The sequence below is a fragment of the Epilithonimonas sp. genome, from assembly GCF_056329745.1.
In genome coordinates, this window is record NZ_JBWEYV010000001.1 from 409,484 (window position 1) to 431,704 (window position 22,221).

Here is a 22,221-nt window from a genome sequence, read left to right on the forward strand (position 1 = left end):
AATTTCGGAGAATATCGTAAACATACTCTAAAATAAAAAACAACTAAACTGGGATTACTAATTTATAAATGAAAAAATTACTAGCAATTTTGGCTTTTCTTATTTCATTGGTAAGCAATGCGCAAAACAACATTTATGCAAAATCTTATGGTAAAAGTGAAAATCCAGCAATTATTTTTATTCACGGCGGACCAAGAGGAAACGCAACTCTTTTCGAAGGAACAACTGCGCAAACATTAGCTGACAAAGGATTTTTTGTCATTGTTTACGACAGGCGTGGCGAAGGCCGTTCGGCAGACACTACAGCGACTTTAACTTTTCAAGAGGCGATTAAAGATTTGAATGAGTTGTATAAAAATTTTCATCTCAAAAAAGCAAATATCATTGCTCACAGTTTTGGAGGTTTGGTGGGAACGCTTTTCACGGAACAAAATCCCAAGAAAGTGGAATCTTTGATTTTGGTTGGTGCATTATTTTCGCAACAGGAAACGTATGATCACATTTTAAAATCCTCAAAACAAATTGCTAGAGAAAAAAACGACAGTCTAATACTTTCCGAAATTGCTAAAACTGAAACTTTAGATAAGAACTCAGCGGAATATCGAAAGAAAACTTATGACATTGCAAGTCATAACAATTACTTCAAAATGCCTAATCCGACTCCAGAATCTAATCAACTTAGGACAAATTATGAGTTGAGTGAATTGGGTAAAAATGATATCAGAAATGACAATGCACCGATTCTGTTTTACAAAAATGAAAGCAGAAACAACATCGACACAAAATCAATTTTAAAAAAAATTAAAAAACAGAATGTGAAATTGTTTGCGATTTACGGAAAGCAAGACGGCATTTTTTCAGAAAAACAATTGAAAGATATGAGAAATATTGTCTTAGATAAAAATTTCAAACTGATTGACAATTGTTCGCATTATCCGTTTGTAGACCAGCAAGAGACCTTCTTAAACACAATTGTAAAATGGTTAAAATAATAATTTAGATTTAAAATTTATCAATTTTTATATTGGAATAATTTATGTTTTTTATAACTCAGAATATTTCCTTTCTACTTAGAAAGGTTTTTTTATTTTATTAATTATTATCTTTATTTAAAATTGGATTTATGCAGAAGGCGATTTATAATAAAAATGAGTTAAGAGACTTTGTTAATAACACGATTTCGGGAAAGGTAAAAACATTGGATTTTTACCTTAATTTTTCTCTGGAAGCTAGCCGAGACATCAAGAAAACATCCAAATACGATTCGATAAGGGAAGAAATTCAAGAAGAAATCTACCACCTAGACAAACAAATGGTTTCCCTAAAAAGTATGCAAAGGCAGATGAAAAAAGTCCTCAATTCGCATTCCGAAACCATTAAAGTGGGTTCTCTTGTGATCACCAACAAAGCCCGATTTTATATCTCTGTATCTTTGGGAGAGTTTTTTTTCCAGAATGACCGCTTCTACGCCATATCTCCAGAGAGCCCCATGGCGCAGATTATGCTGGGGAAAAAAGTGGGCGACGATTTTACACTCAACCGGATCCATCAGCAGATTATCGAGATTCTTTAATCTTTTTTTGCGAAAATTTAATCTTCATTCATCACAAAAATTCAGCCTTTATATCCTAATTTTACATCATGGAAAACGCAACAATTCTAAAACATATAATCGAAGAACGCAGAAGTATCTTTCCAAGAGATTATACGGACACACCAATACCGGAACATATCATAGACGAAGTGCTCAGCAATGCCGTGCTGGCTCCCAATCACAAACGTACAAAACCTTGGCGTTTCAAAGTCTTCAAAGGGCAGGAGAAACAAAACCTGGGACAGGAGCTGCAAAGTATCTATAAAGCAACAACCCCGGATTTTCAGTTTTTACAAAAAAAGTATGACGATATTGGCAACAAGATTTCCAAAGCTAATACAGTGATTTCGATTGTGGTTGAGTTCAGTGGTCTTGTGCCTGACTGGGAAGAGATTGCGGCGACGGCTATGGCTGTCCAAAATATGTATTTGACCTGCACTGCCCATCATATCGCCTGTTACTGGAGTTCTCCCAAAATCGTAAACCATCTCACCGATTCTCTCAAAATCGAGGAAAACCAACAGTGTTTGGGATTGTTTTACATGGGAAGTTTGGAATAAATTGATGTTCAGAACTTTATATTAAATGCAGTCAGTATCTATATTTTGGTTTAGACGGGATCTCCGCCTTGACGATAACAAGGCTTTGTCAGAAGCCCTAAAATCCGGCGAGAAGGTTATCCCAATTTTCATTTTCGATCGGGAAATTTTGGATTTGTTGGAAGACAAGTATGACCGACGGGTAGATTATATCCATCAGGCTTTGGAAAAAATCAATGAAGCACTGAAAGATTTCGGGGCTTCTTTGCAAACCTATCATGGCAAACCTCTGGAGATTTTTAAGAAAATCACCAAAGAATGGAATGTCAAATCTGTCTTTTGCAATCGCGATTATGAACCTGCTGCAATCAAAAGGGACGATGAAATCCATAAATTCCTAAACCAGCACCAGATCGATTTTTTTGATTTTAAAGATCAGGTGATTTTTGAAAAGAATGAGGTAGCGAAAGACAATGGCGAACCTTACACGGTTTACACACCATTTGCCAAAAAATGGAAAAAACTTCTTACAGAAAAGGATTACAGCCACAATAACCTGAAAAAAGATCAATTCCAAAAATTAGCTTACAAAAAAATATTAAGACTGGATGATATTGGCTTTGAAAAAACCGATCTTGATTTTCAAATTCCAGAGTTGGATCCTAAAATCATTGACAGTTATGACAAAACAAGAGATTTCCCCGCTCTGGAAGGCACTACGCACCTTGGGATTGCGCTGCGATTTGGGACAATTTCCATAAGAAAATGTGTTAAGTTTGCCCTGATTCATAACGAAACCTGGCTAGGTGAACTGATTTGGCGGGAATTTTTTATGCAGATCCTATTCCATTTCCCCAAGGTTGTCACGCACTGTTTCAAAGAAAAATATGAAAATATCCAATGGCGCAACAACGAAGAAGAATTCGAAAGATGGTGCCTGGGCAAAACCGGCTATCCTATTGTAGATGCGGGAATGCGCCAACTGAACCAGACAGGCCAGATGCACAACAGAATCCGGATGGTGGTTGCCAGTTTCCTTACCAAACACCTGCTGATTGACTGGCGCTGGGGAGAAGCCTATTTTGCAAAAAAACTACTGGATTATGATCTATCTGCCAATAATGGCAACTGGCAATGGGCTGCAGGCTGCGGTTGCGATGCTGCGCCGTATTTCCGGGTTTTTAATCCTGATGAGCAGACGAAGAAATTTGATAAAGATTTGAAGTACATCCGAACATGGAATCCCGATTTTGAAAACAGTATTTTGGATGACAGAATTGTGGAACATAAGTTGGCGAGAGAAAGAGCTTTGACAGCTTATAAGAACGGGCTGATATCAAATTGACCTTTATTTTAACAATTATTATTAGTTTTGCTAAATACAATTACTTCTTGGTGAAAAAATTATATACTTTTATTTTTTGGCTAATATCTATCTTATCTTTCTCTCAAAATAAACAAGCGAACGATTGCGTAAATTACATCAAAATATGTGGTAACCAAACAATCAGCCTTAACCCAACTGGTTATGGAACGCAGGAAATTAGCTATTATAATACATGTAACGGATCTGAACACAATTCGCTTTGGTTAAAGTTTACTGCAAAAACTACTGGAACATTAGGCTTTGATCTTATCCCAACTAATACAGATATCACTGTTGACTATGATTTTTGGATATTTGGCCCTAATGCTACATGTGGAAACTTGGGGCAGTCTATAAGATGCTCAACAACCAATCCCAAAATGGCTGGATCTGCCAATAACCACACTGGGATGAGAGATTCTGAACCAAATAATCATTATTTCGAAGGGCCAGGCTCTGATGGGGACAGCTATGTAAAATCACTAGATGTTAAGGTAGGCGAGTCTTACTTCCTAGTTATTGACAGACCTATTGGTGATGGCTCATTTACTTTAAACTGGACTGGGACTGCAATACTGGAGGATCCATTTGTCTCTACGGATAATAGTTTTGGTACAATTGATCCTATTACTGTTTGTAATTCTAATCTGCTCTATGATTTTTCTTCGTTTACCAATAATATAATTAATGGCAATGCAGATTTCGATGTTTATTACTATAAAACCTATGAGGATGCTAATTATAATCAGAATAGAATAACCCAGCCTGCAACACTGGAAAATCACAATTATTATTATAGAATCCAGAGCAAAAACTCGGAATGCTTCCGTGTAGAAACTATCAAAATAGACTGGAAGCCGATCCAACTTTTAAATCCTGATATCAAATCTTGCAAAGATTCTAGCGGACGCGGTATTTTTGATCTAACTTCCGCCATCCTTACAAATGAGGCAACGGCCAGTACAAAATATTATTTAACGTTGCAAGAAGCACAAGCTCACGTTAGGGGAACCGAGATCCCCAACCCATCGCAATACATCTCCAATGGAGGATCTGTATTTGCATGGCTAGTATCTGCTGGTGGCTGTGAAAATTCGGCAGAGATATTCTTAAAGTTCTATCCCACTCCAAATATTGACTTGGCAGCATATAATGCTAATCTTTGTGATAGTGACCTTGATGATTCCGTCATTGTAAAGTTTTCTGACATCACCCCTTTGATTGTTAAGGATTACAATGAATTTATTATCAATTACTATTTAGAATCTAATCCAAATGTGGCTCTAGCGGATACTTTCAGCTTTAATACAGATACATCAATTCTATTAGAAGTAAAGAGCAAGACAGGTTGTCCTTCAGTTTTTGGAACAATTAATTTTAAAATCCCACCACAAATCACTCTTAACAATGTTCCACCACAAGAAATATGTAATAATAGCCGCTCCAGTAAAGAGTCAATCGATTTGAATCAATATAGCAGTAGATTTACAATACAGGCAAACAATATTACCTTCTATGAAACACTTAACGATGCCAAAAAAAAACTTAATAATATACCTGCACTACAAGATCTCAAAACCTCAAGAAGTTTTTTTATAAGATTTGAGAACAGCGCCAATTGTCCCTCTGTTGGAGAAATGAAATTCATCTTCAAGAATCCAAAAACATCAAGCATATTAAAAGATATGATTATTTGTAAAGATAACCAAATTGAATTGGATGCAGGACCAGGCTTCGAATCTTATCTTTGGGACTCGGGCTCTACTAATCAAAATTCTGGTCTTATGAGTGTCGGAAACCACTGGGTAGATCTCACTTTTAATGGCTGTACAACCAGACAAGAGGTAAAACTAATAGCTGAGGAAGAAGTTTCTATCAAAATTTTACAAATAGAAAATGACAAGTTGACTGTAACAGCAACTGGCGGAAGTACCCCATACGAATACTCCCTCGACGGTATAAATTGGCAGGCTTCAAATGTATTTGACAACCTTAAAAAAGGTACTCAAAGAATATACGTACGGAGTGCAAAAAAATGCAGCGTAGCTGTAAGAGAGTTTTCAAACATTAATATAGCCAACCTTATTACCCCCAATGGAGATGGAAAAAATGATGTCTTAGATTATTCAGACTTAAAATGGAAAAACAATGTTATTTTCCAAATCTTTGACCGCAATGGGAAATCTGTGTTCATAGCAAAAAATGGAAATTACATTTGGGACGGCAAGGATAACGGTAGAGTTATTCCTTCAGGGGCATATTGGTATATGTTGGAGTGGGCTGAACCTGACACTGGCACTATTCATCAATACAATTCGTGGATCTTATTGAGAAATAGATAAAACAGCTTTTTCATTTTAGCCGTGATTCACTCTTTTATTTTTTTTTGGAATCATCGAAACTAGCTCATTGTTTTGCAGGGGAAATCTTTTTTGCGAGGACTTCTAGAACTTCTTTCTGACAAAAAAGTTTGGCAAAAGATTACAACAGAAAGCAGGTTGCCTGCTCCTAAAAAACATTGAATCAGAAAGTTTGAAGTCTCAACTTTTTTTGTATCTTTGCACACTTAACATTTAACCGGGACGTGATCCCAAAATTTTTAAACATATGTCAGTAAAAATCAGATTACAAAGACACGGTAAAAAAGGAAAACCTTTTTTCCACATCGTGGTTGCAGATTCAAGATCCAGAAGAGATGGTAGATTCATCGAAAAACTGGGAACTTACAACCCAATTACTAACCCAGCAACTATCGATCTAAACGTTGATGCTGCTGTACAATGGTTGAACAACGGTGCTCAGCCAACTGATACTGCAAGAGCTATCCTTTCTTACAAAGGTGCTTTGTACAAAAAACACCTTCAGGGTGGTGTAGCAAAAGGTGCTTTTGACGAGGCTGAAGCTGAGAAGAGATTCGCGGCTTGGGTTGAGGCTAAAGATGCTAAAGTACAAGGTAAAGTAGAAGGTTTATCTACTGCAAAAGCTGATGCTAAAAAAGCAGCTCTAGAAGCTGAAGCAAAAGTAAACCAGGCAAGAATTGATGCTGCGGCTAAAGCTGAAGCGGATGCAAAAGCTGCTGAAGAAGCTGCTAATGCAGAAACTACAGAGGAAGTTACAGAGATCATCAACGAAGAGTCTGCTGATGCTCCCGCTGCTGAAGGTTCTGAAGAAACTCAGGCTTAATTCTTTTATAAAGATACAATGTAAAGGCACGATTTATTCGTGTCTTTTTTGTTTAACAAATCCAAAAACTTTGGGGTTTTGAAAACCTATAAGGTTTCTTATATTTGCCAAATGAGAAAAGAGGACTGCTATTTTTTAGGAACCATTACACGCACACACGGATTACAGGGAAACGTCATCCTGAAACTGGACACAGACCAGCCCGAGATGTACAATAAACTGGGCTCTATTTTTGTGGAAGTCAACGGACTGTTGGTTCCGTTTTTTGTTGAAAAACAATCTTGGTCAAAAGCAGATACCAAAATCATCTCTTTTAAAAATTCTTCCGAAGCATTGGTGAATCAATCGATAGGGAAAGGTGTTTATTTACCACTTTCTACTCTGCCTCCATTGACCGGAAAAAAATTCTATTACCATGAAGTGATTGGTTTCGAAATTCGTGAAGCTGATGGTAAAAGCTGTGGAACCATTGTATCCATCAATGACCAAACAGCTCAAAATTATTTTATTCTTGACTTGGCCGGGAAAGAAATCATTATCCCGATTATCAAAGATTGGATCTTAGAAGTCAATCGTGAAGAGAAATTTATACAAATGTTCTTACCAGAAGGTTTGATGGATGTTTTCTTGATTCCATCTAAAAAGGATGAGTAAATAATAAACAAAAAACTGTCATACAACATGACAGTTTTTGCTTTTTATCACCACCTGTGTTTCAATTTTCTAATAATTTTTATCAGGTGTAGTTGTTCTGATTAATTTTGCATTAACAAACTCATAGATCCCTGATGGAGATTGCTCTCTACCATAACCTGAGTTTTTGGTTCCGCCAAACGGAAGTTCCGGTGCAATACCTGTAACGTGGTTGATATAAACCATTCCGGTGTCAATCCTTCTAGCGACTTCAACAGCTTTTTGAGTGTCTTTTGCGAAAACCGTACCACCAAGGCCAAACTCTGTAGCATTGGCAATATCGATAGCTTCATCAATATTGTCATATTTGTAAAGCATAAATACAGGGCCAAAAATCTCTTCGTAATAAGCATCAACTTTTGATGTAATATCAGTGATCAAAGTTGGTTCTACAAAAGCACCAGCTCTGTCAACCCTTTTACCTCCCAAGATGACGTTAGCACCTTGCTCAGCGGCTTTTTGGACTTGTGCTACCACATCTTCAGCAGCTTTTTCTGAACTCAATGGTGCAACATTAGTCGCAGAATCCATTGGGTCACCTACTTTAAGATCAGCAAAAGCCTGTTTAGTTTTGCTTAAAAATTCTTCATATTTAGAAGCCGGGACAATGACTCTTTTTGGGGAAACACAAACCTGACCTGCATTCCACATTCTGCCGGCAACAGCGGTTTTTACAGCTTCATCAATATCAGCATCTTCCAAAACGATGAATGGATCACTACCCCCAAGTTCCAAAGTTGATTTTTTCACCTGAGCGCCCGCTGCCGCTGCAATGCTGGCACCTGCAGGTTTTGATCCTGTTAAGGTTACACCTGCAATTTTCGGGTTAGATACGATAGGCTCAATATCTTTACCGGAAACAAAAAGGTTGGTATAAACACCATCCGGAAGTCCGGCTTCTTTAAAAATATCTTCCATAATCTGTGCACATTGCGGTACGTTGGAAGCGTGTTTCAAGACCATTGTATTACCAGCCATCACGTGTGCCGCTGCAGATCTTGTAATCTGGTAATAAGGGAAATTCCAAGGTTGAACACTTAAAATAACGCCTACCGGATCGTACGCCAAAAATGCATCACCATGTTTCACATCTAATTTATGATCTGCCAAAAACTCACCTGCCTTGTCAGCATAATAATCAAAAATATCAGCAGACAATTCTACTTCATAAATACTTTCCGCAATTAATTTTCCCATTTCCAAAGTCGCCAGTTTACCCAGCTCCTCTTTTCTTTCTCTCATGATTGAAGCAACTTTGTGGAAGATTTTACCTCTTTCTTCAAAGCTAACTTTTCTCCAGGATTTGAAAGCCTCATCAGCTTTATCAATAATTTTTGCAACTTGTTCAGAACTCATGGCATCAAACTCTTTTACAACTTCATTGTTGAATGGGTTTACCGTTTTGATGGATGAGTGTTTAACTTGTGTATTCATAATAATATGTATTAATTAGTATTGGCAATGATTACTTTTCGTAACCAGCCTACTGTTTGCAAATACAGTTCCAAACCGTGTTTTATATTTTCTGATAATCCAATAACTATTATTCATAAAACAAATAAAAGTAATCCCAATACCGTTTCTAATGTCAATTTACCATTTGGAAATTAGCAGGTTCTGTCAATTTTCGTAAATTAGCACTCATTATTTTAAAATCATGAAAAGACAGACGATTAAAGACATTTTATCAGATTACAAAAAAGTGTTGCATCACGACATTACCGTTTATGGTTGGGTGCGTGCATTCCGTTCCAACAGGTTTATCGCCCTTAATGACGGATCTACAATTAATAATTTGCAAATCGTTGTGGACTTTGAAAATTTTGACGAAGAGATTATCAAGAAAATCAATACCGCATCGTCTTTAAAAGTAGTAGGCGAAGTGGTGGAAAGCCAGGGCGCAGGACAGACTGTTGAGATTATTGCTAAAAAAATAAGCATCCTGGGTGATAACTTTTTTGAAGAATTGCAATCAACCATCCTCCAGCCGAAGAAGCACAGCCTTGAAAAATTGCGTGAGCAGGCACATTTGAGATTCAGGACCAATGTTTTTGGAGCCGTTTTCAGGGTGCGCCATGCGGTAAGTTTTGCCATCCATTCTTTTTTTAACCAAAATCAGTTTTATTATATCAATACGCCCATAATCACAGGTGCCGATGCAGAAGGAGCCGGCGAGATGTTTGGTGTGACTAATTTTGACCTTAACAATATCCCAAGAAACGAAGAAGGCGAGATTGATTATACCCAAGATTTTTTCGGGAGAAAAACCAACCTAACGGTTTCCGGACAGTTGGAAGGGGAAACGGCTGCTATGGGATTGGGAAGGATTTATACCTTTGGACCAACGTTCCGCGCAGAGAATTCCAATACTACGCGTCACCTTGCAGAATTCTGGATGATTGAACCGGAAGTTGCTTTCAACAATCTTGAAAATAATATAGACCTTGCCGAAGATTTTCTGAAATATGTGATTCAATATGTTTTGGATAATTGCAAAGATGACCTTGAATTTCTTGACAAGCGTTTTGCTGAAGAGCAAAAAACAAAACCGGAGAAAGAAAGAGCCAAAGAAGGCCTTATCGAAAAGCTGGAAAATGTTGTTGCGAAAAGATTCAAAAGGGTGTCTTATACAGAAGCGATTGAGATTTTGCTTAATTCCAAAGAAAACAAAAAAGGTAAATTCCAATATCCGGTTGAAAAATGGGGAACAGACCTTCAGTCTGAGCACGAAAGATACCTTGTAGAAAAACATTTTGAAAGCCCTGTTGTACTCTTCGATTATCCAAAAGAGATCAAAGCATTCTACATGAAACTGAATGATGATGGCAAAACCGTTGCTGCCATGGATGTTTTGTTCCCGGGCATCGGCGAAATCATTGGTGGATCCGAAAGGGAAGCCAGATACGATGTGCTCCTTGAAAAAATGAAGGAGTTTAACGTAGATGCACACGAACTTTGGTGGTATTTGGATACGAGAAAATTTGGGTCTGTACCACACGCAGGTTTTGGATTAGGATTGGAAAGATTGGTACTTTTCGTAACCGGAATGACCAATATCCGCGATGTGATCCCGTTCCCAAGAACGCCGAAAAACGCTGAGTTTTAAAAGATCAAAAGAAATTATATTAAATCCTATTCTTGGCAGAATAGGATTTTTTAATGCCCAAACGTCATTAAAAATACTTAAATTTGATAGTCTTTAAATTAATCTAATGAAATCGCTATTTATAATTTTGCAAACCAACACCAACAAAGAAGGCGATTGCATATGACCATTAAAAATATATAAATCTACATATGAAAAAAATAAGTATTTATGTGATGTCCGTGGCAGCGACATTCTACCTTGGGTTTTCTGCTTCTGCACAAAAAACAACGACGGCTAAAAAAACAATAACTTCTACAGCTAAGAAGGATGAAGGCCTTAATCTGTCTTATATGGACAAAAATGTGCGCCCTCAGGATGACTTCTATAATTATGTGAATGGCGGCTGGATGAAAACGGCAGAAATCCCTTCTGACAAGCCAAGTTGGGGCTCCTTCAACGCTTTGAGAGAGGATGTGGATGTGGCGTCGCTGGATATTCTCAACAAAATACTCTCTGAAAAATTCCCTGCTAATTCCGAAGGGGAAAAGATTCAGGCTCTGTACGGCACTTTTATTGACTGGAATAAGAGAAATGCAGAAGGCATCCGCCCTATCCAATCTCAATTGGACAAAATTGACGCTATCAAATCTGTGAAAGACCTTCAGAAATACCTCATCGATGCTACACCTACCGGAGACAACCCTTTTTACGGCTGGCGTGTAGGTGCGGATATGAAAAACTCGGTGATGAATGCCGTTTACCTTGGCGGGCCAAGCCTGGGACTTGGCAAAGATTATTACCAAAAAGTCAATGAAGCCAACACTAAAACTCTAGCCGAGTACACAAATTATGTTGCCAAACTGGAAACGGTCCTCGGCAACAAAACACCCGATGCTACCGCCCAGCAAATTGTTGAGTTTGAAAAAAAATTGGCTCAGGATCTTTTGACATTGGAACAAGGCAGAGACGCCAATCTGCGCTACAACCCAAAAACGACCGCAGAACTTTCTACTTTGGTAAAACAAGTAAACTTGCCAGATTACCTGAAAAGTGTTGGCGTGAATACAGACAAAGTTATTGTTGGCGAACTGAAATATTACCAAAATATGGATAGCTGGATGACGGACAAAAACATTGGACTCATCAAAGAATACATGAAATTTGACCTACTGAATGGTAATGCCGGCAACCTTGACCAAAAACTAGACGATACCCGTTTTGATTTTTATTCCCGCTATTTGCAAGGCCAAAAAGAGCAGCGTTCTATGGAAAAACGTGGATTGAGCGTTGTAAATGGTGTACTGGGCGAGGCCTTTGGAAAATTGTATGTAGAAAAATATTTTCCTGCAGCAGCCAAGCAAAAGATGGAAACCTATGTAGATTACATCAAAAAATCCTTTAAGCAACATCTCGAAAATGTGGACTGGATGTCACCAGTGACTAAGGAAAAAGCTTTGGAGAAATTAGCCAAATTCAAGGTGAAAATTGCGTATCCCGACAAGTGGAAAGATTATTCTAAGCTGAACCTGACGCTGGATTCCAACGGTGGAACTTATTATAACAACCTTGAAAAAATCTCTGAATGGAGCTATGCCAAGAACCTTGAAAAAGTAGGAAAACCTGTAGATAAAACTGAATGGGGAATGTCTCCACAAACGGTGAATGCTTATTACAGCTCATCCAACAATGAGATTGTATTCCCTGCAGCCATTTTGCAACCACCATTTTTCAGCTTCAATGCAGACCCTGCGGTTAACTTTGGAGGAATTGGCGGGGTTATCGGGCACGAGATTTCACATGGTTTTGATGATAGCGGATCCCGTTTTGACGGCGATGGAAACCTGAACAACTGGTGGACAGAAAGCGACAGAAAGAACTTTGATGCCAAAGTGGGACAGTTAGCAGCACAATATGACAAATATGAACCTGTGAAAGGAAGTTTTGTCAACGGAAAATTTACCAGTGGGGAGAATATTGGTGACCTCGGCGGCATCAATGTGGCTTATACCGCGTTACAAATGTACCTGAAAGACCACGGCAATCCGGGAAAAATAAGCGGACTGACCCAGGATCAGCGATTTTTCATGAGTTGGGCAACCGTTTGGCGAACAAAAGCTACGGATAAGTACATGACCAATCAGGTAAAAACCGACCCGCATTCGCCGGGATATTACAGAAGTTTTGGACCATTGGTGAATATGGATGCATTCCAAAAAGCGTTTGACATCAAACCGGGAGATAAGCTCTATGTAGCACCAGAAAACAGAATAAAAATCTGGTAAAATAAAAAAACCTTCAGCAAATTTTGCTGAAGGTTCTTCTTTATTGACTTTTGCCTAATCCAATTTTTCTATAAACAAATCGGTCTCAGCCGTAAGATCTTCCAGAGAAGTATTGTTATAAATAATGTAATCTGCAAGACGGATTTTATCCTTTTCAGGCATCTGGTTCTGCATAATAGCCTCAATCTCCCGATAAGTTTTATGATCCCGATCCATGGTTCTTTTAATCCTCAGGTTGTCATCAGCCGTCACCAGAAGCGATTTGTAACAGTCCAAATTCAGTTTCAATTCAAAAAGAAGTGCGGTTTCTTTAAAAATAAATTCTGAGTTTTGAGAGGTTATCCAGTTTTGAAAATCCAACTTTACAGCCGGATGAATAAGTTCATTAAGCTGTTGCAATAAATGGGCGTCATTAAAAACTTTCTCGCCCACATATTTCTTATTATAAAGATCATCTTTATAGGCCTTTGACCCAAGAAGTGCGATAATTTTTTCCTTGAGCACTATGTCTTTATTAACAATATTTTTGGCTTCGGTATCCGAATAATAAACCGGAAAACCTTTGGCTTCCAATAATTTTGCGACTGATGTTTTTCCGGAACTAATACCGCCCGTTAACCCGATGATCTTGGGTATGGGAACATCTTCTTCCTGATTTTGACTAATATCTTTTATTTCCATAATTTTAATTAATAACCAAACACTTCATAAAAACTGAATGTCTGATCCAGTTTTACCCCTTTTTCTGTCATCTTGAGGCTTGCCAGCTCATGATGTGCATCATGCTCAAAAAACAACAGGTAATCATTATCTACGCATTGTTTTAAAAACTTCGCCTTTTCTTCCATCGTTAATAGCGGCCTTGTATCGTAACCCATAACATAAACCTGCGGAATATGACCAACAGTAGGAATAAGGTCTGCAGCAAAAACAATTGTCTTTTCCTGATATTGCAACACAGGCAGCATTTGTTTTTCCGTATGACCGTCTACAAAGATAACATCCATTTTGAGATCTGGCGCAAAACCATAATTTCCGGTTTTGGGAAGTGGTAAAAAATGCAGTTGACCACTCTCTTGTATGGGTAGAATATTTTCCTTCAAAAAGCTGGCTTTCTCCCTTGGGTTAGGTTCTGTAGCCCATTGCCAATGATTCTCATTACTCCAGAAATGCGCATTTTTAAACGCAGGGCGATAGCCGGTACGGTCGTCATTCCATTCTATAGCTCCACCGCAATGGTCAAAATGGAGGTGTGTCAAAAAAACATCGGTGATGTCATCCCTTACAAATCCATATTTATTCAAATTCTTGTCAAGACTGTCATCCCCCCAAAGCGAATAATGCCCAAAAAACTTATCGTCCTGTTTATTGCCAAGTCCACAATCTATCAAGATTAATTTTTTCCCATCTTCTATCAGCAATGACCTCGTCCCCAATTCGATAAGGTTTCTTTCATCGGCGGGATTGGTTCTCTCCCAAAGGGTCTTGGGAACCACGCCAAACATAGCGCCACCGTCTAATTTGAATTTACCACACTGGATCGGATATAACTTCATAGAATTTGTTTTGTACTAATATAGGAATTTCTGCCTAATTGCCAATACTGATTTAACTGTCTCGGCTAAACAGCCATTCTTACTTTCATTTTTTGAATTAAATAATGAAGGTCAGCAACAGTTATGATCGGGTTTAATACAACTCGCCGGAATTCTTTGGCCTTGAAATATTAAGATGCTTATATGCTTTTTCGGTGACTTCCCTACCTCTTGGCGTTCTTATCACAAAACCTTCCTGAATCAAAAACGGCTCATACACTTCTTCCAGCGTTTCCGGATTTTCTCCAATAGACGTTGCCAAAGCAGAGATCCCAACAGGCTTACCGCGGAAGTTTTCTATCATCACACGCATAATCCTGTTGTCCATATCATCCAATCCATACTCGTCCACATTAAGCGAATCAAGCGCAAATTTGGTGATGTTAATTTCGATTTCTCCATTGCCTTTGATCTCGGCAAAATCCCGAACCCTCCTCAGCAATGCGTTGGCAATCCTTGGTGTTCCACGGCTACGCCTGGCAATTTCAAGGGCTGCATCTTCGTATATTTTAACGCCCAAAACACGGGCACTCCTTTCTATAATCATCCCGAGAAGCTCTACAGTGTAATATTCCAGCCGGCACTGGATCCCAAACCTTGCCAGCATTGGTTTTGTGAGCATTCCGCTTCTTGTTGTCGCACCAATCAATGTAAATGGGTTAAGCCCAATCTGTACACTCCGCGCATTGGGGCCGGTTTCCAGCATGATGTCTATCTTGTAATCTTCCATCGCCGAATACAGATATTCTTCCACAACAGGCGACAGGCGGTGGATTTCATCAATAAAAAGGACATCGTTTTCCTCAAGATTGGTCAGCAATCCGGCAAGGCTGCCGGGCTTATCCAGAACTGGCCCTGATGTAATTTTGCAGTTCACACCCAACTCGTTGGCAATAATGTGGGACAATGTGGTTTTCCCCAATCCTGGCGGACCGTGTAACAGCACGTGATCCAGCGCACCACCACGGTTTTTGGCAGCTGCAACAAACACTTCCAGATTGTCCAGCGTTTTTCTTTGCCCAGCAAAATCGCCGAAACTCTGCGGGCGGATTTTCTCTTCCTGCATCAGATCATCATGAGAAAAATTCTCTTTATCCGGACGTAAAAAATCGGGCATAATGTAGCTATTGATGAATTAGAATTGAGATTTTAAATCAAACAGAATTTGATTTTAAAATCAATGATCAAAGATAACGAAAATTTTTACGGCTTAGAAATTTTGAGAATCCTGATGATTTCTTCCAATTGCTTTTTTTCCTGAGGCGATAATGGCCTCTGGACAAAGCCTTTCCTACTCCACTGCGGAAAAATGCCGTAATAGCTGTAAATTTCTAGATCATAAATACTTAGTGAAGGATAGCTGTTTTTTTGCATGGGATCATTGGGCGCGTAGAAACTGAGGTTGCCAATCTTGTATTCTGTATTGATTGGAGCAGAATGATCTTCCTGAGGCCGAAGTAATTGCCCAACGTGAAAGCCCGTGAGCCATTTCTCCGAAATTGAACGACCTTTTAATATTCCCGGAATACTGAAAAACAATAATACTATTGCAGATAAGGCGACAGACGATGCTATTACGAGGTTTTTAGGAATCTGTCTTACAACAAAGAAAATCGTAACGGCATACAAATCCAGAAAGAAGCGGTACTGAGCAGATATGATGACGATTAATATTAATTTGATTAGAAATGCCACAAAAATCATCCTGTACAATAACGTTTTTTGTCTGATTGCAAACCATGCCAATACAGGAAGACAAATGACAACAGCCAAATTAAAAACCGATTTGTAACCGATGGTAAACCAATGGTAAACCCTTTCCCAAGGTTTGAAGCTCATGATCTGCTGATAAGAGTAATGCATATCGTAAGATTTCATTAGTCCGATTTGGGAAGAATAAGTCAGGATTTTGGCGTTCGGCTGCCATGGAAAATCAAAATCGAGAAAAGCCACTGGAAATACCGGAAACCCAAATAGGTAGATATTTTTTAACATCCATAATATTCCAATTCCGAAAATCGGCAACAGCATCTTAAAGGTCAATTCTTTCCGAAAAATCCGCAAACCAAGCCATACAAAAACCAGCCAGAACGCCGTTGGTTTGATGCATACAACCAATAAGGAAAGATATAACAACATGGGACGGTCTCTGCCTTCAAGCCATTCATTAATAATAATCAAGGCAAAGACTAGAATCGGCAAATCCGGTGTTGGCTGCTGTAGAAATGGCAGGAATAAAGGTAAAAAAATAAATAAAACCCATCGCTTGCTTTCATAAATGTATATCAAAAATAATAGGGCAAGATATACATTCAGCTTCAAAAAAGGATCTGTAAAATGTGAAAACGACGCCTGATAAATATGCCAGAAAGACGATTGCCCCAGCAAAAGATCAAAGCTGGAAATGCCTTTTACAAAACCTGCTTCCCTAAGAAATGTGATAGTAGGAACATAATAGCTGTAATGATCATATAAATACGCCGAAAAACTGCCTCCGAACAAAATTGCCCCCAACCCAACATAAAACCACATGTCAAGATTTTTGAAAACGTGCAATGAGGTAAAATCTCTACACCAAAAAAACATCAAAAGCCCTACAAATCCTGACAGTAGAAAAAACAACTCTACAAAAGAACTGAGCGGAAACAAGAATGCTAAAGCAGTTTGCAAAAAAACAGTTCCCAAGATCCCCAACAAAGAGATAAAAACAAAACTCCCACTGCCTGCTCTGAAGAGTTTTTTTATAAGAAAACCATTGCCAAAATTGGTTAGCAGATAGATGATAACGGTCTTGAGAAGTATAAGCATAAAAAAGATTGCCTATAAAAATAAGCAATCTTTTATTTGGTTAAAGAATTTATCGAGGAAAAATTAATTCCTATTTGCTTTTCACAAATTCTACATACACCGCAATGTCTACATCTTTTGCAACGCCGGCACCTGTAGGGTCATATTTTACGTTATAATCCAATCTGTTGATGGTAAATTTAGTTTGGAAACCCAATTTCTCATTCCCTTGCTGATCTTTGGTTTTACCGCCATACACAGCCGTTACAGTTACTGGTTTGGTCACATCCTTGATGGTGAGGTTACCAGATAGTTGGTAAGTGTTGCCTTTCAGCTTTTTGATAGAAGTACTCACAAAAGTCATCGCCGGGAATTTCTCTACATCAAAGAAATCTGCTGATTTCAGGTGGTTGTCACGCATCTCAACATTGGTATTGATGGATGCTGTGTTTACCGTAAAATCAAATTTGGCATTGGTTAAATCATCAGATGTTGTAACCACCTTGCCATCAAACTTGTCAAACCGGCCTTGTACAAAGCTGATCCCCATATGTTTGATATTAAAGTTGAAAGAAGAATGCATTGGGTCAACTGTCCATGTGGTTTGAGAAAAGCCTAAAATACTGACTGTAGCCAGCAGAAAAGATAAGAATAACTTTTTCATAATAATTGTTTTAATTGATTGACAAATGCAAATCTACGTCCATACTAATTTTTATCAATTGATGTAGATCAATAAAAGCAGTGTTCCCAAAAAAAACTACTTTTGCCTAACTCAAATTTCTATAATGAATCCGGGAACAATTTTACTACTCTTCGTTTTTGCATATTTTATCGGCCTTTTGGTTATCTCCTACTTTACAAGCCGCAATTCTGACAACCAGTCTTTTTTCATTGGGAACAAGAAAAGCAAATGGTGGCTGGTGGCATTTGGGATGATTGGGACATCACTTTCCGGGGTGACTTTTATCTCGGTCCCAGGCACTGTTGGGAAATTTTTAGGCGGCGAAAACCCTTTTGGCGGCTTCGAATATTATATGATGGTTATCGGGTTCTTCATCGGTTATTTCATCGTTGCCGGCATCCTGCTCCCACTCTATTACCGGATGAACCTCACCTCGATTTACACTTATCTAGGGAAGCGTTTCAATGTGGAGGCGCATAAAATTGGCTCGGTATTTTTCATCATTTCCAGGGCCATTGGCGCAACAGCGCGGTTGTATCTGGTGGTGAATATCCTTCAGATTTTTTTGCTGGAGAACCTGGGCGTTCCTTTTTGGGCAACGGCTTTTGTCCTGCTTCTAATGATTCTTCTTTACACTTTTGAAGGTGGCGTAAAAACCATTGTCATTACCGATACATTGCAGACATCATTTATGATTATCAGTTTGATTGCCTGCATCATTTTTATTTTGTCAAATCTCAATCTGTCTTTTGGCGAAGCATTCCACATTCTTGAGCAAAAGCAATACACGCATTTTATCAATACCGATGTCAACTCCAAGACCTTTTTCCTGAAAACCATTCTCGGAGGGATGTTCATTACGATTGCCATGACAGGCCTTGACCAGGAAATGATGCAGAAAAATATCTCTGTAGACAACCTGAAAAACTCCAAAAAGAATATGCTGACCTTTGCCGGAACTTTGCTTTTTGTGAATCTGGCGTTCTTATTTTTGGGAGGTTTGCTTTACCTTTTTGCAATGCAGCACGGCGCAGATTACGGACAAATCTCGAATATGGTTGATGGCAAAGAAGTCATCACGAATACGTTTGGTTTCAAAGATTCTGCGGGACAGATCAAAAATATAATGGGCGACGACCTTTTCCCGGCTTTATCACTCAACCATTTCCCGATGGCATTATCTGTGATTTTCATCATTGGCTTGATTTCCGCACTATTTCCTTCTGCTGATGGCGCTTTGACAGCTGTGACGAGTTCTTATTGCGTAGACCTCCTTAACCTGAACGAAGACCAGCAAAAAACCGAAAAACAAAAGAAACGCCTGAGAATGAAAGTCCATTTGACTTTTACGGTACTTTTCTTTGTCTTGATTATGGTTTTCAAAGCCATTAATGACAAATCTATTGTTTACCTAATTATGGAAGTGGCCGGCTACACTTATGGCCCGTTGCTGGGATTATTCGCTTTTGGAATCCTGACCAAATATCATATCACAAAGAAATATTCTATACTGGCAGTGACCATTTTGGCGCCCGTTCTGACTTATCTGATTAACTATTTGGTAACAAATTACACCGATTACCGAATTGGTGTAGAGCTGATTATTCTCAATGGATTTTTGACTTTTATTGGATTGTGGTTGGTGAAGGCGAAGGGTGAGATAAATGGTAAAGTTGAGATTTAATGAATATAGAAGTGAATTTCAATTTTGAAATTAAGTCCAGAAAGCAAATAAGCCAGCTGTTTGTGAATCATAATTGCTTTGATTTTTATTCGGCTTCAGAATATGTAAGAAACTTACCTTATGCAAGAAACCTTGATAAAGAAAACCTCTCTACAGTCTTTACTGACCAATGTGGAACTTGCAGCACAAAGCACGCACTTCTGAAAACTCTGACAGAAGAAAATAATCAGTCCGATTACAAATTGATTCTAGGAATATTTCGAATGAACGGAAAAAACACGCCAAAAATCAAATCCGTTTTAGAAAATTATAATCTCAAGTATATTCCCGAAGCACACAATTATTTAAAATTCAAAAATCAGATTCTTGATTTCACAAAAAAGAATTCCTCTGAAAATGATTTCATTAATGACCTTTTAGAAGAAGTCGAAATTGGCTCTAATCAAATCACTCAATTTAAAATCGAATCTCATAAAAACTATCTGAAAAACTGGCTTTCAGAAAATCATGAAATCCCATATTCTTTGGATGAATTATGGAAGATTCGTGAATTGTGTATCAATTCTTTAAGCTAATCTTCAACCCTTCACTTTATAAGAGCCCAAAGTCTTGCTTTTTTTATTTTTGAAATAATGGGAAAGGTGGCTTTCATCCGTAAAACCAAATTCATAAGCAATCTGTTTGATGGTGCATTGCCCGGATGTGAGGCGTTTTTCGATAAGCGAAATCTTATAATCATTGACATATTCCCGGAATGACATTTCGAAATTGCGCTTAAAATAACTGCTGAAATAATTCTCAGAGATATTAAAATGCGAAGCCAAATTCCTGATTCTGATTTTATCGGGGCTGTAAATATTCTGATGAATATAGGTGATAATATCTTCTTTGTCCGGCAGGCCATTATCTATCCTGATTTCCAACTTGGACAACGCTTCTTTTATCAATCCAAAAATCGAAAAAAGCTGGTAAAACACAACCGGCGAAGTAGAAACGTCATCATGACGGTCATAGTCCAGAATGTTTTCTACCACCCGTTTGAGAATCGTGCGGGATACTGGGTCAAATTTCAGTTTCTCTTCTTTCAGGATCTTGTGGCGCATCATATGTTCCGGGTTATCCCTAAGAAAACTATCCGGAGAACGGAATTTGTGGGTCTCGAAATACTGCTCGGTAAATTTCATAAAAACCATCCTGGAGCGCACTGCAAAATCGAAATAATGCTGATCCTCTGGCGAAATCAGGAAAAGATCCCCGGGCTTGTAAGGCATCACGACCTGATTTAGGTAATGCTTCCCTTTCCCCTTGATAACATAAACCAGTTCATAATAAGTATGGCTGTGAGTGGGTAGATGAAAAATATCTTCTTCCAGATCATGGATGACCAATGTATCAAACTGCTTCTTTTTCATTTCGGATAGATTATGTGATAAAATTACAAAATAATATCATATTTATACAACGTCAGGTTTTTATTATTTTCTAACCTTGCCATGATTAATTTTCTAGGCATAGTAATTGTTGATCAGATGATTATCAATTTAAAATTGACAGAAGACTTCTGTAAAAATTGAAAATCCCTTTTCACAAAATTTAATTTCCAATGAAACATTTTTTATTTTTTATCCTTATGATTAACATGCTTAATGCACAATCCGGTGCAACAACCATTGCCTCTGTCATGCCTCCCAATCCCGATCCTTCCGGCATTGCAGTCAGCTCAGATGACAGGGTTTTCTTAGGCTTCCCGCGTCATGCAGACAATCATAAAGAATTTGCCTTAGCCGAATTAAAAAACGGAAACCTGACACCATTCCCCAACAAAGAATATGTCTATCCGTCCGGCAAAGCTTACAAAGAATGGCTGGTTTCCCCACACGGTCTGTATATGGATAAAAACGACGTACTCTGGATCCTGGATGATGGCAAACGTTCCGGTATAGATGAGATCCCCGAAGGGGCTGCCAAAGTGGTTGGCATTAACATCAAAACCAAAAAAATCATCCATTCCTTAATAATCCCGAAACCTATATTAAGAAATACAGCCCATTATAACGACCTGCGTGTGGATCTTTCGCATGGCCAGCAGGGAACAGTTTACATTGCCAATTCCGGTTTTGGGAAAGATTTCTCCCTCGTGGTGATTGACATTGCCACGGGAAAAGTAAAAGAAGTATTGAAAAATCATCCTACAACTTCCCCAGAGCCCAACTTCATGGCATTTTTGGAAGGCCAGCCAAGAAGAATGGAAAATAAAAAATACAGCCTTCCCAGTGGTGGTGCAGATGGCATCTCGATAAGCCGGGATAACAAAACCTTGTTCTGGACAACCATTTCGGGTAGGAACCTCTATAGTTTGCCAACAGCTATTTTAAGTGATTTTTCCAAATCTGAGCAGGAGATTGAAGCTGCCTTCAAATTCGAAGGGCAACATCCTGCCTGCGACGGCCTTGCCGAGGACGGGAAAGGCAATATCTATTTTGGTGCCTTTGAGCAGCAATCTCTGGTAAAACGCTCTGCCGACGGTGAATTTTCTACAGTCTCCCACGACCAGAAAAATTATGTCTGGCCAGATGGTTTGGCTTACAAGAATGGTTATTTGTATGTAACGCTGGGGCAATGGAACCGTTTGCCTGGCTTCAATAACGGAGATGACCTTAGAAAACCGCCGTATCTGGTGATGAAGGTTAAAGTCTCTGAGTAATAATTTTAATATCAATAAAAA

19 protein-coding genes are annotated in these 22,221 nt (G+C 38.6%); 12 read left to right on the forward strand and 7 right to left on the reverse strand.

Annotated elements, in window-relative coordinates; genetic code table 11:
- Positions 1-68 precede the first annotated feature (68 nt).
- From AC00Y6_RS01760 to rimM, 7 genes are all read left to right on the forward strand, one after another.
- The gene (locus tag AC00Y6_RS01760; protein WP_474488894.1) at positions 69-992 is read left to right on the forward strand and encodes an alpha/beta fold hydrolase; all 924 of its coding nucleotides are present in this window, start codon (positions 69-71) and stop codon (positions 990-992) included.
- A 131-nt stretch (positions 993-1,123) separates the two neighbouring features.
- Complete coding sequence (locus AC00Y6_RS01765) at positions 1,124-1,573, forward strand: hypothetical protein (protein ID WP_474488895.1); 450 nt, start codon at positions 1,124-1,126, stop codon at positions 1,571-1,573.
- A gap of 68 nt (positions 1,574-1,641) precedes the next feature.
- The gene (locus tag AC00Y6_RS01770; RefSeq protein WP_474488896.1) at positions 1,642-2,154 is read left to right on the forward strand and encodes a nitroreductase family protein; all 513 of its coding nucleotides are present in this window, start codon (positions 1,642-1,644) and stop codon (positions 2,152-2,154) included.
- 25 nt (positions 2,155-2,179) lie between these two features.
- On the forward strand, positions 2,180-3,478 hold the full coding sequence (locus AC00Y6_RS01775) for a cryptochrome/photolyase family protein (RefSeq protein ID WP_474488897.1): 1,299 nt from the start codon (positions 2,180-2,182) through the stop codon (positions 3,476-3,478).
- Positions 3,479-3,528: 50 nt separating this feature from the next.
- The gene (locus tag AC00Y6_RS01780; protein ID WP_474488898.1) at positions 3,529-5,841 is read left to right on the forward strand and encodes a T9SS type B sorting domain-containing protein; all 2,313 of its coding nucleotides are present in this window, start codon (positions 3,529-3,531) and stop codon (positions 5,839-5,841) included.
- A 265-nt stretch (positions 5,842-6,106) separates the two neighbouring features.
- Positions 6,107-6,682 carry a 30S ribosomal protein S16 gene (locus tag AC00Y6_RS01785; RefSeq protein ID WP_474488899.1) on the forward strand — a complete coding sequence of 192 codons (576 nt, stop codon included), beginning with the start codon at positions 6,107-6,109 and terminating at the stop codon, positions 6,680-6,682.
- A gap of 111 nt (positions 6,683-6,793) precedes the next feature.
- Positions 6,794-7,336 carry a ribosome maturation factor RimM gene (gene rimM, locus AC00Y6_RS01790; protein ID WP_474488925.1) on the forward strand — a complete coding sequence of 181 codons (543 nt, stop codon included), beginning with the start codon at positions 6,794-6,796 and terminating at the stop codon, positions 7,334-7,336.
- A 69-nt stretch (positions 7,337-7,405) separates the two neighbouring features.
- On the opposite strand, the gene AC00Y6_RS01795 is transcribed toward rimM, so the two are convergent.
- Positions 7,406-8,809 (reverse strand): NAD-dependent succinate-semialdehyde dehydrogenase, encoded by a 1,404-nt coding sequence (locus tag AC00Y6_RS01795; RefSeq protein WP_474488900.1) that lies wholly within the window; start codon positions 8,807-8,809, stop codon positions 7,406-7,408.
- Between the two features lie 223 nt (positions 8,810-9,032).
- On the opposite strand from AC00Y6_RS01795, the gene asnS reads away from it, so the two are divergent.
- Together asnS and AC00Y6_RS01805 are read left to right on the forward strand one after the other, a co-directional pair.
- The gene (gene asnS / locus AC00Y6_RS01800; protein ID WP_474488901.1) at positions 9,033-10,481 is read left to right on the forward strand and encodes an asparagine--tRNA ligase; all 1,449 of its coding nucleotides are present in this window, start codon (positions 9,033-9,035) and stop codon (positions 10,479-10,481) included.
- A 191-nt stretch (positions 10,482-10,672) separates the two neighbouring features.
- On the forward strand, positions 10,673-12,745 hold the full coding sequence (locus tag AC00Y6_RS01805) for a M13 family metallopeptidase (protein WP_474488902.1): 2,073 nt from the start codon (positions 10,673-10,675) through the stop codon (positions 12,743-12,745).
- Between the two features lie 54 nt (positions 12,746-12,799).
- Here AC00Y6_RS01805 and coaE read toward each other — a convergent pair whose 3' ends face one another.
- The 5 genes from coaE to AC00Y6_RS01830 all read right to left on the reverse strand — a co-directional run bounded on the left by coaE (position 12,800) and on the right by AC00Y6_RS01830 (position 17,791).
- Positions 12,800-13,381, reverse strand: coding sequence for a dephospho-CoA kinase (coaE, locus tag AC00Y6_RS01810; protein ID WP_474488926.1), 582 nt, complete (start codon positions 13,379-13,381; stop codon positions 12,800-12,802).
- A 53-nt stretch (positions 13,382-13,434) separates the two neighbouring features.
- Complete coding sequence (locus AC00Y6_RS01815; RefSeq protein ID WP_474488903.1) at positions 13,435-14,301, reverse strand: MBL fold metallo-hydrolase; 867 nt, start codon at positions 14,299-14,301, stop codon at positions 13,435-13,437.
- 133 nt (positions 14,302-14,434) lie between these two features.
- Positions 14,435-15,457: a Holliday junction branch migration DNA helicase RuvB gene (gene ruvB, locus AC00Y6_RS01820; protein ID WP_474488904.1), complete on the reverse strand. Its 1,023-nt coding sequence runs from the start codon at positions 15,455-15,457 to the stop codon at positions 14,435-14,437.
- Positions 15,458-15,543: 86 nt separating this feature from the next.
- Positions 15,544-17,148, reverse strand: coding sequence for an LIC_10190 family membrane protein (locus AC00Y6_RS01825; protein ID WP_474488905.1), 1,605 nt, complete (start codon positions 17,146-17,148; stop codon positions 15,544-15,546).
- A gap of 70 nt (positions 17,149-17,218) precedes the next feature.
- Positions 17,219-17,791 carry a YceI family protein gene (locus AC00Y6_RS01830; protein WP_474488906.1) on the reverse strand — a complete coding sequence of 191 codons (573 nt, stop codon included), beginning with the start codon at positions 17,789-17,791 and terminating at the stop codon, positions 17,219-17,221.
- A gap of 124 nt (positions 17,792-17,915) precedes the next feature.
- Here AC00Y6_RS01830 and AC00Y6_RS01835 point away from each other — a divergent pair, with 124 nt between their 5' ends.
- Together AC00Y6_RS01835 and AC00Y6_RS01840 are read left to right on the forward strand one after the other, a co-directional pair.
- The gene (locus AC00Y6_RS01835) at positions 17,916-19,496 is read left to right on the forward strand and encodes a sodium:solute symporter (RefSeq protein ID WP_474488907.1); all 1,581 of its coding nucleotides are present in this window, start codon (positions 17,916-17,918) and stop codon (positions 19,494-19,496) included.
- On the forward strand, positions 19,496-20,071 hold the full coding sequence (locus AC00Y6_RS01840) for a hypothetical protein (RefSeq protein ID WP_474488908.1): 576 nt from the start codon (positions 19,496-19,498) through the stop codon (positions 20,069-20,071). Before AC00Y6_RS01835 ends, AC00Y6_RS01840 begins: the two co-directional genes overlap by 1 nt.
- A 3-nt stretch (positions 20,072-20,074) precedes the next feature.
- Here the strand turns inward: AC00Y6_RS01840 and AC00Y6_RS01845 are convergent, their stop codons facing one another.
- The gene (locus AC00Y6_RS01845) at positions 20,075-20,908 is read right to left on the reverse strand and encodes a helix-turn-helix domain-containing protein (RefSeq protein WP_474488909.1); all 834 of its coding nucleotides are present in this window, start codon (positions 20,906-20,908) and stop codon (positions 20,075-20,077) included.
- 191 nt (positions 20,909-21,099) lie between these two features.
- On the opposite strand from AC00Y6_RS01845, the gene AC00Y6_RS01850 reads away from it, so the two are divergent.
- Positions 21,100-22,200: an L-dopachrome tautomerase-related protein gene (locus AC00Y6_RS01850; RefSeq protein WP_474488910.1), complete on the forward strand. Its 1,101-nt coding sequence runs from the start codon at positions 21,100-21,102 to the stop codon at positions 22,198-22,200.
- Positions 22,201-22,221: the final 21 nt, after the last annotated feature.

Coding starts and splice junctions, on each gene's coding strand:
- AC00Y6_RS01815 (WP_474488903.1), bottom strand. CDS start 14,301: ATGAAGTTATATCCGATCCAGTGTGGTAAATTCAAATTAGACGGTGGC.
- AC00Y6_RS01830 (WP_474488906.1), bottom strand. CDS start 17,791: ATGAAAAAGTTATTCTTATCTTTTCTGCTGGCTACAGTCAGTATTTTA.
- AC00Y6_RS01775 (WP_474488897.1), top strand. CDS start 2,180: ATGCAGTCAGTATCTATATTTTGGTTTAGACGGGATCTCCGCCTTGAC.
- AC00Y6_RS01805 (WP_474488902.1), top strand. CDS start 10,673: ATGAAAAAAATAAGTATTTATGTGATGTCCGTGGCAGCGACATTCTAC.
- ruvB (WP_474488904.1), bottom strand. CDS start 15,457: ATGCCCGATTTTTTACGTCCGGATAAAGAGAATTTTTCTCATGATGAT.
- AC00Y6_RS01795 (WP_474488900.1), bottom strand. CDS start 8,809: ATGAATACACAAGTTAAACACTCATCCATCAAAACGGTAAACCCATTC.
- AC00Y6_RS01840 (WP_474488908.1), top strand. CDS start 19,496: ATGAATATAGAAGTGAATTTCAATTTTGAAATTAAGTCCAGAAAGCAA.
- rimM (WP_474488925.1), top strand. CDS start 6,794: ATGAGAAAAGAGGACTGCTATTTTTTAGGAACCATTACACGCACACAC.
- AC00Y6_RS01770 (WP_474488896.1), top strand. CDS start 1,642: ATGGAAAACGCAACAATTCTAAAACATATAATCGAAGAACGCAGAAGT.
- AC00Y6_RS01845 (WP_474488909.1), bottom strand. CDS start 20,908: ATGAAAAAGAAGCAGTTTGATACATTGGTCATCCATGATCTGGAAGAA.
- AC00Y6_RS01785 (WP_474488899.1), top strand. CDS start 6,107: ATGTCAGTAAAAATCAGATTACAAAGACACGGTAAAAAAGGAAAACCT.
- AC00Y6_RS01765 (WP_474488895.1), top strand. CDS start 1,124: ATGCAGAAGGCGATTTATAATAAAAATGAGTTAAGAGACTTTGTTAAT.
- asnS (WP_474488901.1), top strand. CDS start 9,033: ATGAAAAGACAGACGATTAAAGACATTTTATCAGATTACAAAAAAGTG.
- AC00Y6_RS01835 (WP_474488907.1), top strand. CDS start 17,916: ATGAATCCGGGAACAATTTTACTACTCTTCGTTTTTGCATATTTTATC.
- AC00Y6_RS01850 (WP_474488910.1), top strand. CDS start 21,100: ATGAAACATTTTTTATTTTTTATCCTTATGATTAACATGCTTAATGCA.
- AC00Y6_RS01760 (WP_474488894.1), top strand. CDS start 69: ATGAAAAAATTACTAGCAATTTTGGCTTTTCTTATTTCATTGGTAAGC.
- AC00Y6_RS01825 (WP_474488905.1), bottom strand. CDS start 17,148: ATGCTTATACTTCTCAAGACCGTTATCATCTATCTGCTAACCAATTTT.